This window comes from Collinsella aerofaciens ATCC 25986, assembly GCF_964239575.1.
Lineage (GTDB): Bacteria > Actinomycetota > Coriobacteriia > Coriobacteriales > Coriobacteriaceae > Collinsella > Collinsella aerofaciens_BQ.
Genome location: NZ_CAXSQQ010000004.1, coordinates 108,132 through 122,382, shown reverse-complemented (window position 1 = coordinate 122,382; position 14,251 = coordinate 108,132). Strand labels below are relative to the sequence as shown.

The 14,251-nt window shown below is 60.5% G+C and carries 12 protein-coding genes; all 12 read left to right on the top strand.

Going from position 1 to position 14,251, the window contains the following annotated elements; all coding sequences use genetic code 11:
* Nucleotides 1-93: 93 nt before the first annotated feature.
* Nucleotides 94-432, top strand: a complete 339-nt coding sequence (locus tag ACESUZ_RS04015; protein WP_373198620.1) for a helix-turn-helix domain-containing protein — start codon at nucleotides 94-96, stop codon at nucleotides 430-432.
* A 178-nt stretch (nucleotides 433-610) separates the two neighbouring features.
* A complete protein-coding gene (gene pyrG, locus ACESUZ_RS04010; RefSeq protein ID WP_006234274.1) occupies nucleotides 611-2,272 on the top strand; it encodes a CTP synthase in 1,662 nt (553 codons plus the stop codon).
* Between the two features lie 2 nt (nucleotides 2,273-2,274).
* A complete protein-coding gene (gene xerD / locus ACESUZ_RS04005) occupies nucleotides 2,275-3,216 on the top strand; it encodes a site-specific tyrosine recombinase XerD (protein WP_373198618.1) in 942 nt (313 codons plus the stop codon).
* 470 nt (nucleotides 3,217-3,686) lie between these two features.
* Nucleotides 3,687-4,115, top strand: a complete 429-nt coding sequence (locus ACESUZ_RS04000) for a division/cell wall cluster transcriptional repressor MraZ (RefSeq protein ID WP_226802758.1) — start codon at nucleotides 3,687-3,689, stop codon at nucleotides 4,113-4,115.
* A 20-nt stretch (nucleotides 4,116-4,135) separates the two neighbouring features.
* Entirely contained in the window at nucleotides 4,136-5,101 is a 966-nt protein-coding gene (gene rsmH, locus ACESUZ_RS03995) for a 16S rRNA (cytosine(1402)-N(4))-methyltransferase RsmH (RefSeq protein WP_006234266.1), read from the top strand.
* Nucleotides 5,102-5,191: 90 nt separating this feature from the next.
* Complete coding sequence (locus ACESUZ_RS03990) at nucleotides 5,192-5,662, top strand: hypothetical protein (protein WP_022094483.1); 471 nt, start codon at nucleotides 5,192-5,194, stop codon at nucleotides 5,660-5,662.
* 260 nt (nucleotides 5,663-5,922) lie between these two features.
* Nucleotides 5,923-7,545, top strand: a complete 1,623-nt coding sequence (locus ACESUZ_RS03985) for a peptidoglycan D,D-transpeptidase FtsI family protein (protein ID WP_373198615.1) — start codon at nucleotides 5,923-5,925, stop codon at nucleotides 7,543-7,545.
* A gap of 126 nt (nucleotides 7,546-7,671) precedes the next feature.
* Entirely contained in the window at nucleotides 7,672-9,096 is a 1,425-nt protein-coding gene (locus ACESUZ_RS03980) for a UDP-N-acetylmuramoyl-tripeptide--D-alanyl-D-alanine ligase (RefSeq protein WP_373198613.1), read from the top strand.
* A 3-nt stretch (nucleotides 9,097-9,099) separates the two neighbouring features.
* On the top strand, nucleotides 9,100-10,119 hold the full coding sequence (gene mraY / locus ACESUZ_RS03975; protein WP_006234262.1) for a phospho-N-acetylmuramoyl-pentapeptide-transferase: 1,020 nt from the start codon (nucleotides 9,100-9,102) through the stop codon (nucleotides 10,117-10,119).
* A gap of 9 nt (nucleotides 10,120-10,128) precedes the next feature.
* The gene (murD, locus tag ACESUZ_RS03970; protein WP_373198611.1) at nucleotides 10,129-11,535 is read left to right on the top strand and encodes a UDP-N-acetylmuramoyl-L-alanine--D-glutamate ligase; all 1,407 of its coding nucleotides are present in this window, start codon (nucleotides 10,129-10,131) and stop codon (nucleotides 11,533-11,535) included.
* A 167-nt stretch (nucleotides 11,536-11,702) separates the two neighbouring features.
* Entirely contained in the window at nucleotides 11,703-13,064 is a 1,362-nt protein-coding gene (ftsW, locus tag ACESUZ_RS03965; protein WP_373198609.1) for a putative lipid II flippase FtsW, read from the top strand.
* Complete coding sequence (murG, locus tag ACESUZ_RS03960) at nucleotides 13,054-14,169, top strand: undecaprenyldiphospho-muramoylpentapeptide beta-N-acetylglucosaminyltransferase (protein ID WP_373198608.1); 1,116 nt, start codon at nucleotides 13,054-13,056, stop codon at nucleotides 14,167-14,169. The genes ftsW and murG overlap by 11 nt, the downstream gene beginning before the upstream one ends.
* Nucleotides 14,170-14,251: the final 82 nt, after the last annotated feature.

Here is a 14,251-nt window from a genome sequence, read left to right as displayed (position 1 = left end):
GGGATGCCGCATGATGGATATTACCTGCCATCGTGAGGTGTGTCGGTCGTGCACGGCGCGCTGGATGCTCGTGCTCGGTTAGAGGAGGCTGCCATGGCGGGCAAGGGTCGTGCGAGTGTCAACGATATGAAGCGTGTCGAAGTGCTGGTGTTGATGGAGATCGCCCAGCAAACCGAAGACAATGGCGGGCCGTATGGTTTCTCGCGCAAAACGCTTGCCGAGCGCGTGGGGGTTTCGCCGTATCGTGCCCGCGCCGCAATCGATCGCTTGGATTCCGAAGGCATGATTGATGTCGTCTCGCGTTATAGCGACGACGGCGGTCAGCTTGCAAATGGCATTTGCCTCACCGAACGTGGCGAATGGTATCTTGAGGGCGTCCGTACCGGCATGCTCGTTCAAGAAATGCTTGAGGACGCGGTTGCTAATCGATAGCAGCATGTAACCCTTGCCATAGCGACGCCGCCTGGGAAACCGGGCGGCGTTTTGTTTCAAGATTGAGAAATGCAATCGCACGCGAGAAAAATTGCGAACGGTCCGCGGCGCGAGTATTACAATGAAGACCCGTAAGATGTGGATAAACAACTTCTACGGGAAGCGCAGGTAACTCAATATGACCAAGCATGTGTTCGTAACCGGTGGCGTGGTTTCGTCCCTAGGCAAGGGTATTACCGCGGCCTCGCTGGGCCGTCTGCTCAAGTCGCGTGGCTACAAAGTAACGATGCAGAAGGCCGACCCGTATCTGAACGTCGACCCCGGTACCATGAGCCCGTTCCAGCATGGTGAGGTCTTCGTTACCGAGGATGGTTACGAGTCCGACCTGGACCTGGGTCATTACGAGCGCTTTATTGATGAGAACCTGACCCGCGATTCCAACTTTACGACCGGTGCCATCTACAAAAGCCTAATCGCCCGCGAGCGTCGCGGCGACTTTTTGGGCGGCACCGTGCAGGTGATTCCGCACGTCACCAATGCCATTAAGGACAAGTTCCGCCGCATTGAGGAGCAGACCGGCTCCGATGTGGTCATCACCGAGCTGGGCGGCACGATCGGCGACATCGAGTCGCAGCCGTTTGTCGAGGCCATCCGTCAGTACCGCAAGGAGGCCGGCCCCGAGAACGTCTGCTACATCCACGTGTCGCTCGTTCCCTATATCGCCGCCGCCCACGAGGTCAAGACCAAGCCCACGCAGCATTCCGTCAAGGAGCTCCGCAGCTTTGGCATCCAGCCCGATATCATCGTGCTGCGCTCCGACCACCATATCGATGACGCTATCCGCGGAAAGATCGCAAGCTTCTGCGACGTCGACACCGATTGCGTCTTTACCAACGAGGACTGCGCGAGCATTTACGATGTTCCGCAGCTGCTTGCCGAGCAGGACTTTGACCTGCGCATTTGCGAGCGCCTGGGTCTGGACCCGCGTGAGCGCGACATGAGCGAGTGGAACGAGTTCCTGCGCAAACAGAATCACGCCAACCATCACGCCGACAAGGTGAAGATCGCCGTCGTGGGTAAGTACACGCAGCTGCCCGATGCGTACCTGTCGGTTATCGAGGCCCTGCACCATGCGGGCGTCTTCTACGATCGCCATGTGGACGTCCAGCTGGTCGACGGCGAGAGCCTCGACGAGCAGAATGTCTCCGAGGTTCTGGGCGACGCCTCGGGCATCCTAGTCCCTGGCGGCTTTGGCAAGCGCGCCCTGGAGGGCAAGATCCTCGCGGCCGAGTTTGCCCGTGAGCACAAGATTCCGTATCTGGGCATTTGCCTGGGTATGCAGGTGGCCGTGTGCGAATTTGCGCGCAACGTCGTCGGCCTTGCCGGCGCCAGCTCCTCCGAGTTCGATCCGGATGGCCCGTATAGCGTCATCGATCTGATGAGCTCGCAGGAGGACGTGACCGAGAAGGGCGGCACCATGCGCCTGGGCGCCTATCCGTGCAAGCTCGCCGCCGATACCCTCGCTCGCGAGGCATATGGCGAGGAGCTCGTCTACGAGCGTCACCGTCACCGCTTTGAGTTCAACAACGCCTTCCGTGACCAGCTCGAGGACGCCGGCTTGGTTATCTCGGGTCTGTCGCCCGACGAGCGCCTGGTCGAGATGGTCGAGCTGCCGCGCGACGTGCATCCGTGGTATGTGGCAACCCAGGCTCATCCCGAGTTCAAGAGCCGCCCGACCAACCCGCAGCCGCTGTTCCGCGAGTTCGTGCGCGCTTCGATCGGCCAGCACGAGGGTGTCGACCGTCTGCAGGTGACGCCCATGAACCTCGCTACGGACTAAGGGTGCCGGCGAATAAGGAACATACCGAAGCTACTCCCCCGTCGCTCGCCGTGGCGGCGGGGGAGTATCTCGATTACCTCGCGGTCGAGCGGGGTTTGGCGCGCAACACGATTGCGGCCTATCGTCGTGACCTGACGACGTACTGCGCCTATCTGGAGCGGGCGGGTATTGTGTCTTTTGAAGAGGTGACCCGTCAGGTCGTGGAGGGCTTTGTCGCCGACCGTCGCGATGGGGGCTATTCCGATGCCTCGGTGGAGCGTTCGCTTGCGGCCGTGAAGGGCCTGCATGCCTTTTTGGTGCGCGATGGGGCTGTGGCCCAAAATCCAACGACGGCGTTGCGCCTGCCTAAAAAGGCTGAGCGTTTGCCGGAGTATCTATCGGTGGAGGATGTCTCGGCGCTGCTCGATCAAGACTTCCCCGAGGGCGAGATGGGCTTGCGCGACCATGCCATCTTGGAAGTGCTCTACGGATGCGGTTTGCGTGTGAGCGAGTTGGTGGGGCTCGATGTGGGCGATATCCATATCGACGATGGTTTTGTGCTCGTTCGCGGTAAGGGCTCAAAGGAACGCCTGTCCCCGCTGGTGGGAAGCGCGGCGCGAGCTCTGATGCTCTATGTAACTGAGGGGCGTTCTCGCTTGGCGGCCCATGCCCGCGGAACCGAGACCTCGGCGGTCTTTTTAAATAAGAACGGCCGCCGTCTGTCGCGCCAGGCCGTGCATGCGATATGCGAGCGGTATGGGCGTCAGGTGGGGCTGGTGGGGCTCCATCCCCATACCTTGCGCCACTCCTTTGCCACCCATATGCTTGCGGGCGGCGCAGACCTCCGTGTGCTACAGGAGATCTTGGGACATGCCGATATATCGACCACGCAGGTCTACACGCATGTCGACCGAACGCAACTGACCGAGGTCTATCTGGCGGCGCATCCGCTAGCACATCGTTAACACATCGCTGGCCTGCATATTTATAGGTACTTGGGGACGGGCCCCAGATTGCCGCGGCGTGCTTTTGCGCGCGCATGGGCAATCTGGGGCCTGTCCCATTTTTCGCCACTTGGCGTCGCGGTAGTGGGCCGCACGTGCCTTGGGTGGGGGAGTTTGGGGGGGCGATGTGAACGGTATATAAAGGGACGCAAAAATCGCCTCAAGGTCAACTTGAAGGTTGAGGTTGAACGGCGGGATGCCACAGGTGGCATCCCGCCGTTGCTGTAAACACAACATATTGTGTTTTCGAACATATGCTCGGGGGTGTTTTGCAACATATAGGGGGTGGAGTGGTGGGGCGGGGTGGGGGAAGGGGTGGGGAAAGATGTTGAAAAATGGGGCGGTTCCCCATATTATTGATGACATCGACAGGCGGGGTGGTTCCCCGCGTACGTGCCATCTGAGTAACCGAGGGGAGGGCGCACATGGGAATGACTGGTGCATACGAGCGCAATCTCGATGCAAAAGGTCGTCTGTCCCTGCCTGCACCCCTTCGCGAGGAGCTTGGAGAGCACGTTCGCGTGTTTAAAGCCCTGGATGTCGATGCTCTGTACGTGTTCTCTGCCGAGGCCTTCGATAAGTGGGTCGAAGGACTCTTCGCGGGTCGTGAGGGCCACGAGGGTTTTAACCCGCGTGACATTAATGACCAGAAGCTCATGAGGGCGATCAACAAGCGCACCACGTCGATGGACGTGGACAGCGCCGGTCGTATCGGTCTTTCCGAGTCTCTCCGCAAGCAGGCGAACCTTGACCGCGAGGTCACGGTTGTGGGCAACTACGACCACCTTGAGGTTTGGGATCGCGCCGCGGCCGATGAGGACGATGACGATGAGGCCCTGCTGGACCTCTTCTTCTCGTAAGGGCAAGGCACGGGTAACGGATGGAGCGTGGGATCTTGACACAAGAATATCGGCATGAACCTGTCATGCTCGGCGAAGTGCTTGAGTCGCTGCGGCTAAAGAGCGGCTCCGTTGTCTGCGATTGCACCCTTGGCGGTGCCGGCCATTCGGTAAAGATGGCCGCGCAGGTGGGGGAGACGGGCCTTTTGCTCGGCGTCGATCAGGACGACATGGCCCTCGAGGCCGCTGGCGCCCGTCTGGACCGCGAGGTTCCCGGCGTTCCGCACCAGCTGCTGAAGGGCAACTTCGGCGACTTGGACGAGCTGCTTTGCTCGGCCGAGGTGCCCGGGGTCGATGGCTTCCTGTTCGATTTGGGCGTTTCGTCACCGCAACTCGATATCCCTGGCAGGGGCTTTTCGTATAACGAGGACGCCCCATTGGACATGCGGATGGATCCGGGTAATAACACCTTAAACGCAGCTGAGGTCATCAACACCTATAACGAACACGACCTCGCCCGGATTCTACGCGTCTACGGCGAAGAGAAGTTCGCCTCGCAGATCGCGCGCGAGATCGTGCGCCGCCGCGAGCAAGAACCGATCGAAACCACCGGCCAATTTGTCGAGATCATCAAGGCGGGTATCCCGGCTGCCGCTCGTCGGCATGGTGGACACCCGGCCAAGAAAAGTTTCCAGGCCATTCGCATCGAGGTCAATCACGAGCTCGATGTGCTCGAACGAGGGCTTGATGCCGCCACCAGGTGGCTCAACCCGGGCGGACGTATCTGCGTCATCTCGTATCACTCGCTCGAGGACCGTATCGTAAAGAACCACTTTAAGGAGATGAGCCAGGGGTGCACGTGTCCGCCGGAGATTCCGGTGTGCGTGTGCGGCAACGTGCCGATACTCAAGGTCATCACCCGCAAACCCCTGGTTGCCCAGCCTGATGAGGTTGAGCGCAACCCTCGGGCGAGATCAGCCAAAATCCGCGTGGCGCAGCGTCTGTAGGCGTGACCGCGCGATATTGGACCTCCCGCTCGCACCATAAACGAAGCTTAAACACACTACCAACGTACTCGGGATGGGAGGCGGCATATCATGGGCTACAACACTTCAAGCGCAGCACTCGCCTATGATATGAACGCCATGCCCGCCTATCGTGAGACGCCGCAGGCCCCCGTTGCTCCCCGTGAGCAGCGCACGCCGCGCTTTGATGTCTACACGGGCGCGGGCCGTCAGGCAAACCAGGCGGTAAGCCCGGTTTTCATGAGCGTTCTTAAAACGTTTTGCATCATTGCGGCTATCTTCATGACGATCGGCGTCGCCCGCGTGGCGCTTGCCGGCGTTACGGCCCAGGTGCTCAACAGCAACGCCGAGCTTACCAACACGCTCGAAAAGGCGACCGATGAGAGCTCCGACCTGGAGGTCATGCATTCGGTCTATGGCGCCGACACGCGCATTCGCGACCTTGCGGGCGCTTATGGCATGGTGGAGCCCAGCGAGAGCGTTACACTTGACTTTTCGCAGGATGCAGCCGCGGGCGCCAACGCGACCGCGACCGCTCAGTAGCAAGACGGTAGCTGAGTATGACAAATGACTATCGCCGCGGTTCCGATGGGGGCCGCGGTTCTGGACGTCCCTCGTCGCGGGGACGTTCTGGTTATCAAGGAACGGGTCGGCAATCTTACAACGCCGGGCAGTCCCGTGGCAACGACCCGGCGTCGCGACTTCGCGGCTCGGGCGGCCCTCAAGTGCATAACACCAGGTCGCGCAAGAGTTCGTCGACCGAATGGCTCACAGGCGCGCCTCTGCCTCGCCGCAAAGCCGTCATGGGCTTCATCGGGCTTGGCTTGGGCTTGGGCGTCTTTCGCCTTGCCGACTATCAAATTGTCGAAGCCGATAAACTGCGCGAGCGTGCCGATGCGCGCCGCCTGCTTGCGCAGACCCTCTATGCCAAACGTGGCACCATCTACGACCGCAACGGTAACGTGCTGGCGTCGTCAGTCGAATGCCGCAATATCGCCGTAAACCCGCAGCTGGTCGAGGACGTGGACAAGACGGTGTCGGCGCTGGTCAAAGCCACGGGAATCGATAAAAAGACCTGCCGCAAGCTCGTTGAGTCCGATGGAACCTGGGTGTATATCAAGCGCCAGGTGGACGAAGACGATGTTGCGGCGCTGGAGAAGAAGAACCTGCCCGGCGTGCTTTTTGAGCAGGCCATGAAGCGCGTATATCCATACGGCAATCTGGCATCGCAGGTGCTGGGTGTAGTGAATGTAGACAACGACGGCTTGACGGGTCTCGAAAAGCAATACAACAAGCTTCTGACCGGCACGAACGGTTCTCTCGTACGCGAGCGCGCGAGGGACGGCAGCTATATCGCGGGCGGTGCCTATAAAAAGGTGGCTGCGGTCGACGGCGTTGATATCGTGACGACGCTCGACGTCAATATCCAGCGTGCGGCCGAGGATGCCCTGGCAGAGGCTGTCGAGAAGACAAAGGCCAAGAACGGCTCGGCGCTGGTCACCGATCCTACGACAGGCGAGATCTTGGCAGCCTGCTCGTATCCGACTTACGACCAGACCGATCTGGAAAACGCCAAGACCGAGGATATGAACTTGCGCCTGGTCACCGACGCCTACGAGCCCGGCTCGGTCTTTAAGACGCTCGTGGCGGGCGCCGGCTTCGACTTGGGTGTCGTGCGATCGAGTACGTCGTTTGAGGTGCCGGCGAGCATCAAGGTGGGCGACGATACCGTCACCGATGCCGACAAGCGCGACTACGCCATGACCATGGATGTGCGCGAGATGATGCGCCGTTCGTCCAACGTGGGCTTTGTCCTGGTGGGGCGCAAGATCGGTGCCGACGACTTTGCCACCTATGTGGACAAGTGGGGCATCGGTCACAGCTCTGGTGTAGATTTTCCGGGCGAGAGCCTGGGTATCGTCAAGGAGCGTGACCAGTATGACGGCGCCACGCTGGGCTCGATGAGCTTTGGACAGGCACTGTCTGTCTCGCCGATTGAGATCGCACGTGCCGTGGGCGGCATCGCCAACGGCGGCGTGATGATGACACCGCACTTCTATAAGTCCAGCAAAGGCGACGAGAAGGACTGGGGCGAAGGCGAGCGCGCGATTTCGGAGGACGCCGCATCCCAGGTGACATCGTGCATGCAGACGGTCGTGTCCGAGGGAACGGGCGTTGGCGGCGCGGTTGACGGCTATGACGTAGCGGGTAAGACCGGTACGGCCGAACGTGCCGACGAGAACGGCGGCTACCTCAAGGAGAACTACATGTCGTCCTTTATGGGCTTTGCACCGGCACAATCGCCCAAGGTGCTGTGCTATATCACGCTCGACGGAACGCCGAGCGGCTCAGATGCCGCTGCGGTGCCGTTCCAGTCCATTATGGCCAACGCGCTCGACGTGCTGGGTATCCCGCACGCGAAGTAGGGGGTTACAATCTTTGGGGCGTGGTTTGTTGTCCCATATGAGGGTGTTCACATGCCCTGCACCACGCATGTGCGGCGCTGGGATACAATACGCCGATAGCATTATTAGGTTTACAGGGGAGCTGCAATGATAGAGATCGCCGTCAACAACCTCGCGGCCGCAACAGGGGCCCGAACCGTGACGGGAGAAGCCGATCGGGTATGCCGCGGGTGCGTTATCGACTCGCGCCAGGTCGAGGAAGGGACGATTTTCGTCGCCTTTCCCGGTGAAAACGTCGACGGCAATGATTTTGCTTCCCGTGCCGTCCAGTCGGGTGCCGGCGCCGTCGTGATGACGCGTGAGCCCGAGGCCGAGCTGGTCTCGCTGGCGCAGGACAAGGGCTGTGCCATCTTGCTGACCGATGATCCCGAGGAGTTTCTGCTGCGTTTGGCGCACGCGTACCGTCTGGAGCTTGGCTGCCTGGTCGTTGGTATTACCGGTTCCATCGGCAAGACGACGACCAAGGACGTGCTCGCCGCCGTGCTCGCCAAGCGCTATCGTGTCTGGGCCACCAAGGGCAATTTCAATAACCTGATCGGCATGCCGCTCACGGTGCTTTCCGCTCCGGCCGATACCGAGGTCCTGGTGCTCGAGATGGGCATGAACCATTTCCACGAGATTGAGCGCCTGTCCCAGTCCGCCAATCCCAACCTTGCCATCGTGAGCAAGATTGGTACCTCTCATATCGGCATTTTGGGTAGCCGCGAGAACATCGCCCGCGCTAAGGCCGAGATTGTCCAGGGTATGTGCGCCGCCGGCGACTTCTTGCCGCTGCTGGTTTTGGGCGGCGAGGACGACTATACACCGTTCATTCGCGATACGTTCGCCCAGCCTGCTGGTATCGACGTGATGCTGGCCGGCGTCTCGGACGATGATGAGGTCCGTGCCCGCGACATTCGTGTTGATGACGAGGGCCGTCCGGTCTTTACGCTCGATTTTGGCCAGGGTGAGACGACCGATACCATGCTTGCCATCCCCGGCGTGCAGTCCGTCCCAAATGCCGTTAAGGCCGCCGCAGTTGCCTATCGCCTGGGCGTGACGCCCGAGCAGATCGATGCTGCCTTTAGAGGCCTCACGATCACCGGTCACCGCCAGGAGATCAAGCGCGCCAAGAGCGGTGCCCGCGTCATCGACGATTCCTATAACGCCAGTGCCGAATCTATGGCTGCTGGCCTCGATCTGCTGTGCTCGCTTTCGTGCACGGGGTCTCGTATGGCGATCCTAGGCGAGATGGGCGAGATGGGCGATGAGGCTCCTCGCATGCATGAGCTCGTGGGCGCCTATGCCGCCGCCAAGAAGCTCGACATGCTGGCGTGCGTGGGTGGTGAGCTGGCCCAGCTTATGGCCGATGCCGCGCGCATGATGGGCATGGACGAGGACCGCATCCAGGTGTTCTCCGATTATCAGCAGGTGCTCGACCGCATGGGCGGCGCGCTTGAAAAACATGATGTTGTACTGGTCAAGGGTTCCCGCTTTGTTGAGCTCGACCGCTTTGTGGAAGGTGTGTGCTAGCCCATGTTCGGCAATCCCTCGTATCCAACGTATCAGGCTTTTTTGGGGCTTGGCATCGCCGCTGCCATTGCGCTGCTGCTCATGCCGTGGTGGATCAAGCTGCTCAAGGTCGAGGGTATCGGCCAGCAGGTTCGTGCCGACGGCCCCAAGCGTCATTTGGTTAAGCAGGGAACGCCCACCATGGGTGGCGTTGTCATCCTCGTCGCGATCTCGCTGACCTGCCTGCTGATGGGCAAGCTCACCACCGAGCTCGTGCTCGTGCTGCTCGCCACGCTGGCGACCGGCGTGCTGGGCCTGATCGACGACCTGACCTCCGTTACGCATGGGCGCTCGCTCGGTCTGACGCCCCATGCCAAGATGATCGGCCTAACCATTATCTGTGTCACCTTTACGGTACTTGCCGTCAACTGGTGCGGCGTCGCCCCCGAGATTCGTTTTCCCGGCGGCCTGACGATTGACCTCGGTGTTCTTTCGACCACCATCTGTGGCCTTTCGTTCCCGTGGCTCTACATTGTCTTTTGCTGGCTGATGATCGCCGGTCTTTCTAATGCCGTGAACCTGACCGATGGCCTTGACGGTCTTGCTGGCGGCACCTCCATGATTGCCATGCTCGCCATGGCTGCCATGGCGTTTTTGCACGGAGACGTGAACCTGTCCATCTTCTGCACCGCGTGTGCCGGTGCCTGCTTGGGCTTTCTGTGGTTCAACTGCTATCCGGCGAGCATCTTTATGGGCGATACCGGCTCGCTTGCCCTGGGCGCCGCGTTTGCCTGCACGTCCATCATGACCAACACCGAGGTCGTCTCCCTCATCATCGGCGGCCTGTTTATCGTTGAGACCCTGTCGGTCATGATTCAGGTTGTCTACTTCCACTTTACGCACAAGCGCGTCTTCCTTATGGCGCCCATCCATCATCATTTCGAAAAGAAGGGCTGGGCCGAGACCAAGGTCGTCATCCGTTTTTGGATTATCGCTGCGGCCTTTGGTGCCGTTGGCCTTGCTCTGTTCTTCCAGTTGGGATAGTGGTCTTTCATGTCTCTTGCTGATGTCTTTAGCCTGCTCGTTTTGGGTCAGGGCAAATCCGGTCTCGATGTCGCCCGCTGGGCGTTGGCACATCCCGAGCGCGTAAGTGCCGTTACCGTGTATGGCGGTGGCACCTCTGAGCCCAATGACGCCACGCGTGCGCTCGAGGCTGCTGGTGCGTCGTTTGTCTATGGGACCGAACAGGTCGAGGGCGCCTATGACGTATGCGTGACGTGCCCGGGCATCTCGGAGTTCTCGGGCTTCTTTAAGGCCGGGCGCGAGCATGCCGCCCAGATTATGGGTGAGCCCGAGTTTGCCTATCGCCTGTCGCCCGATAACTGGATTGCCATCACGGGCACCAACGGCAAGACGACCACCACGTCGCTGACTGATTATCTGCTTAAGGCTGCCGGCGAGGCCAGCGTTGCTGTCGGCAACATCGGCGAGCCGCCGGTCAACGAGATTGACGGCCGAGCCCACAACGAGTGGTTTGTGGCTGAGCTCTCGAGCTATCAGATTGCTACGACAACCGAGCTCCACCCCCGCGTGGCGGTGCTGCTCAACATCACTCCCGACCACTTGGGCTGGCATAAGAGCCATAAGAACTATGCGCTTGCCAAGATCAAACTGTTTGACAATATGGTCGATGACGATCTGGTGGTTGTCGACGTCGAAGACGCCGGCATTCACGAGTTCGATGAGTACATCTACACGCCGAGTCGTCGCATCTGCAAGGTTGCCTTTGACGAGCCTGAGGGCGAGGATGCCGCCTTTGTGCGCGACGGCAAGATGATCGTGCGTCTGAAGGGTGTCGAGACCCCGCTCATCGCTACATCCGAGCTCAAGATCTCGGGCCATCACAATGTTATCAATGCCCTGTGCGCCGCCACGGCTGCCTTGGCGGTCGGTGCCGATGTCGATGGTGTCTGCCGCGGTCTTGACTCGTTCCAGCCGCTCGAGCACCGCGTGGAGCCGTGTGGCGAGATTGACGGCGTGCGCTACGTCAACGATTCCAAGGCGACCAACACCGATGCGGTCGAGAAGGCACTGACGGCATTTCCCGATGACGACGTGATCTTGCTGCTCGGCGGCCACGATAAGGGCACGCCGCTCACGGACTTCGCGCGCGTCGTTATGGACAACGTGCGCTCGGTCGTCTGCTTTGGCGATGCGCGCGAGCGCTTCACCGCCGCTATGGACGAGGCCGATGTCGATGGCGATGTGGATATCGCCCAGGCGGATGACCTACGCGACGCCGTGGACGTCGCCCGTTCGCTGTCGAGCCGTGGTGACGTGATCTTACTTTCTCCTGCCTGCTCTTCGTTCGATGAGTTCTCGGGCTATGAGGAGCGCGGCCGCGTGTTTAAGGACTACGTGGCCCAGCTTGCCGCTGCAGCGAAATCACAAATGGAATAGGGGTTGCGGTGAGAGAGGAGAGCCCCCGACAAGGTATGAGGAGGCCCGACTCGGACCGTGCTTCCTCACGTCGTATCACACCGCGTTCCAGCCGCGGCGGGCAGTCGTTTGGCGAACGCTATATTGCCGGCGTTCCCGCCCGTATCATGCGCCCCCGTTTGATATTCATGGCCTGCTTGTTTACCTTGGTATGCTTTGGCCTGCTGATGGTGTACTCGGCGTCTTCGGTCGAGGCGCTGCACGAGAATGGCTCGGCGACGTTTTTTCTGGGTCGACAGGCCGCGTTTGCCGTGGTCGGTGTTCTGGCGCTGATTGCCATCGTGCGCGTTTTGCCGGACAGCTGGTTTGGGGAGGATGTGCTCAGGATCTTCCTCATAGGCATGATAGGGCTACTGTTTCTGGTGTTCTTGGTGGGCAGCGGCAGCCGTGGCGCCACGCGCTGGCTTAACATCGCCGGTATTCAGTTCCAGCCTTCCGAGTTTTTAAAGCCATTTGCCATTGCGTATTCGGCCATCATGCTTGATCGCTTCTTTTCGCCCGGTGGCAACATCAACGAATTCCTTCGCAAGATGGGCATCTACCTGGGCATTTCGCTCTTTCTGATTTTTATCCAGCCCGATTTCGGTACTGTCCTGATCATCCTGTTGACCCTCATGTGCATGGCGTTGTTTGCGGGTCTCGACCCCAGATTTATCTTCGGCGTGCTAATCTTCGGCATTCTCGTGATCGTGATTGCGCTTGTTGCAGAGCCGTACCGTATGGTGCGTATTCAGGTTGCCTTGAACCCTTGGGCCGACGAGTATGGTGACGGCTATCAGGCCACGCTTGCCATTATGGCCTTTGCCTCGGGCGGTCTGTTCGGCCGTGGCATCGGCAACTCAACCATGAAGTACTCGTATCTGCCCGAGGCGCACAATGACTACATCCTGGCCATCATTGGCGAGGAAGTCGGTTTTGTCGGAACCGTGCTGTTCTTCTTGGTGTTTGCGATGCTGATCTACTCGGCGTTTCGCATTGCCGAGCAGGCGACCGATCGCCGGGGCGCGCTTATGGCGTCTGGCTCCGCGGTCATTCTCGCAGTGCAGTTTTTGATTAACGCGCTGGGCATCCTCAACGTGTTTCCCATGACGGGCAAACCGTTGCCGTTTATTAGCTACGGCGGTTCGTCGATTATTGTGTCGCTTATGCTTGCCGGGTTGATTCTGCGCGTTTCGTACGAGAGCGCCCGCCGCGATGAGTATGACCGCCGCCGTGAGAGCTTTGCCGTTATGGACGAGAGCACCGCCGGCGTGGCCCATGTGCGCGGTGAACGACCTTCGCGTAGCGGCTTTACCGTTCTGGATGGTTCTGCATCCGAGCCGGCAGCCCGTCCACGCCCGCGAACGGCTCCGCAAGGTCGTCCGCAGCGCCCCAGCCCTCGCAACGCGGGCGGCGGATATAATCGAATCGATTTGAACTCGGACCCGTCGGCACGTCTGCGCACCGACGACCAGGGACCGCGTGTACGAAGGGACTACCATGACCGATAAAATGACCGTTGCTATTGCAGCCGGCGGCACGGCAGGACACATCAACCCCGCGCTCGCCTTGGCCGAAGAGCTGCGTGACCGTGGCCACCGCGTTGTGTTCGTGGGCCAGTCGCGCAAGCTCGAGGGTCGTCTGGTCCCCGAGGCTGGGTTTGATTTTGTGCCCATTACGGTCACGGGCTTCGACCGCTCCCGCCCTTGGACGGCGCTGACCTCGCTGTGGCGTGTCAACAAGGCCAAGCGTGCGATCGCCAGTCATTTCTCAAAGGTCGGCAAGCCCGATGCCGCCATCGGTTTTGGTGCCTATGTCGAGGTTCCACTGCTGGGGTGGTGCAAGGACGCAGGCGTTCCGTATCTGCTGCATGAGCAGAACTCTGTTCCGGGCCTGGCCAACAAGATGATGAACTCCCACGCCGCCCGCGTGTGCATCTCGGTGCCGGCAGCGCGTTCGGTCTTTGAGCGCGAAGGTGACCCTGACCACGTGCTCATGACCGGCAACCCCGTACGTCGCTCGGTGATCGAGGGCGATCGCGCTCGCGGCCGCAAGGCACTTGGCGTTCCCGAGGACGCTACGCTGCTGCTCGTCTTTGGCGGTTCACTTGGCGCCCAGCACCTCAACGAGCGCGTGGTCTCGCTCAAAAACGAGCTGCTTTCGCGCAAGAACCTCTATGTGTTGCATTCGACGGGTGCCGACGGCTTTGAGGAGACCGAGCGCGCTTTGGCGCTGACGCCCGAGGAGGCGAAGCGTTACCGCGTCCAGCCTTACATCGACAACATGGGCGATATGCTGGCTGCTGCCGATTTGGTGCTCTCGCGTTCGGGCGCATCGAGCGTGGCCGAGATCGCTGCGCTCGCTGTGCCCTCAGTGCTCGTGCCGTATCCGCATGCGACGGCCGACCACCAAACCACCAATGCCCGGTATCTGGTCGACGCCGGGGCCGGCGTGCTCTGCGCCGATGCCGATATCGACGGTTCTGCCTTTGCCGATGAGCTGCTGCATCTGGTCGATGACGCGGCGGCGCGCGACGCCATGCGTCAGGCGGCGCGTGGTCTGGCTCAGGATAGGGCCGCCGCTCTTCTGGCGGATGCGGTAGAGGGTTTGCGTTAGTTAGACGGGATATCGTCGGTCGCCCTCGCGCTGATGCGGTAGGTGCGGTACAGTTAATGGGTTACAGGCAGTGTTTACGCAA